The organism is Pseudomonas sp. GM49 (genome assembly GCF_000282355.1).
Lineage (GTDB): Bacteria > Pseudomonadota > Gammaproteobacteria > Pseudomonadales > Pseudomonadaceae > Aquipseudomonas.
Window position 1 is genome coordinate 1 of the sequence record NZ_AKJL01000178.1, and the last position, 2,188, is coordinate 2,188.

2 protein-coding genes are annotated in these 2,188 nt (G+C 61.2%); both read right to left on the reverse strand.

Annotated features, from left to right (window positions below):
• On the reverse strand, positions 1-912 hold a 912-nt coding region (locus PMI29_RS12955), incomplete at its 3' end, for an efflux transporter outer membrane subunit (RefSeq protein ID WP_007999000.1).
• Positions 912-2,188, reverse strand: a 1,277-nt coding sequence (locus tag PMI29_RS12950) for an efflux RND transporter permease subunit (RefSeq protein ID WP_033052448.1), incomplete at its 5' end; no start/stop codon positions are given. The genes PMI29_RS12955 and PMI29_RS12950, both read right to left, overlap by 1 nt.

Below are 2,188 nucleotides of genomic sequence, written 5' to 3' on the forward strand. Positions count from 1 at the left end.
GGTGGCCACGCCGACATCGGCCGTTGAAGCCGCCAACCGGCGCTCTGCCGCGAGCACATCCGGACGACGACGCAACAGTTCGCCGGGATCGCCAACCGGCAACGCCTTGGCGATGGCCGGCAAATCCTTTGGACTCAGGTCGATGCTCAGCGTGTCCGGGCGTTCGCCCAGCAGCGTGGCAATGCGGTTTTTGTGGTGCACCTGCTCCGCCTGCAGTTGCGGTACGCTCGCCTCGACCGCCGCCAACCGGGCATCGGCACGCACCACGTCGAGTTCGTTGCCCACGCCAGCATCACGCAAACTCACGGTCACGGCACGCGATTCGCTTTGGTTCTTGAGGTTGGCCAGGGCGATTTTTTCCCGCAGTTGCGCACCGCGCAGTTGACCATAGGCATCCACCAACTCGGCGATCATGGTCACGCGCAGTTGGTACAGGTCCGCCGCCGTGGCGTCTTCCCGGGCATCGCTGGATTCCAGTTCGCGCTGGATGCGCCCGAACAGATCGATCTCCCAGGCCATGTCCAGACCCAGGTCGTAGCGATCGGTGTTGACCCGACGCTCGGTCAGACCCGGCACCTGCGACTTGCCTTGCTGGCTGCTGACCCGGCTGGTGACCACCGGCAGATTGTCGTTGCTGATGTCATCGCGAATGGCCCGGGCGGTTTTCCAGCGAGCGAAGGCCACACGCAAATCGCGGTTGCCATTGAGCGCTTTGCCGACCAGCTGATTCAGCGTGGGATCATCGAATTGCTGCCACCACACCGTTTCAAAACGCGATTGATCGTAGTTGGCCCCTTGCGCCGAGACGACATGGGCAGGCGCTGTGTCCGGGGTTTTGTAATCGGGGCCAACAGTGCAGGCGGCCAATGCCGTCACCAGGAGGCCGGGAAGAAAGAGCTTGAAGGCGTTCATCAGTGCACCTGCGAATCGATAACGTTGAGCGAGTGAACATGGGCCGCCTTGCGTGCGGCTTTACGTTCGATGTAGCGACGAATGAGGACGAAGAACACCGGCGTCAGCAGCAAGCCGAAGAAAGTCACCCCGAGCATTCCGGAGAACACGGCGACACCCATGGCGCGACGCATTTCCGAACCGGCGCCGGTGGAAGTCACCAACGGAATCACGCCCATGATGAACGCGATCGAGGTCATCAGGATCGGCCGCAGACGCATGCGGCAAGCGTCCAGCACGGCTTCCAGCGGCGACAGGCCCTGGTCCTGCCGGTCCTTGGCGAACTCGACGATCAGGATCGCGTTCTTGCACGCCAGGCCCACCAGCACGATCAAGCCGATCTGGGTAAAGATGTTGTTGTCGCCCTTGGAAATGATCACCCCGGCAATCGCCGACAGCAGCGTCATCGGTACGATCAGGATCACCGCCAGCGGCAGGCTCCAGCTTTCATACAGGGCAGCCAGTACCAGGAACGCCAGCAGGACGCAGAGCGGGAATACCAGCAAGGCGGTGTCGCCGGACAAAATCTGCTGGTAGGTCAGGTCGGTCCACTCGTAGGTCATGCCGTTCGGCAGTTCTTCCTTGAGCAGTTTCTCGATGGCTTTCTGGGCCTGTCCGGAGCTGAAGCCGGGAGCCGCCGCACCGTTGATTTCCGCACTGATGAAGCCGTTGTAGTGCATGACCCGATCAGGCCCCGACGTCGGGCTGACCTTGATGAACGTGGCGAGCGGAATCATTTCTCCATGATCGTTACGCACCTTCAACTGACCGATCTGCTCCGGCTCCAGACGAAATTGCTGGTCAGCCTGAACGTTGACCTGCCAGGTGCGGCCGAAACGGTTGAAGTCGTTGGCATACAGCGAGCCCAGGTACACCTGCAACGTATCGAAGATATCGCTGACGGCCACGCCGTGAGTCTTGGCTTTCTCCCGGTCGATGGCGGCATCGACCTGCGGCACGTTCACCGTGAAGCTGGTAAACAGATTGGCCAGTTCCGGCACGCTGCGGCTCTTGGCGATGACGTTCATGGTCTCTTTGTACAGGGCTTCATAGCCCAGGTTGCCGCGGTCTTCGATCTGCAGTTTGAAGCCACCGATGGTGCCCAACCCTTGAACAGGCGGTGGCGGGAACACGGCGATGTAGGCGTCCTGAATGCTGCCGAATTTGGCGTTCAGTGAAGCGGAAATCGCCTTTGCCGACAGGCTCGGGTCCTTGCGTTCATCGAAGGGCCGCAAGC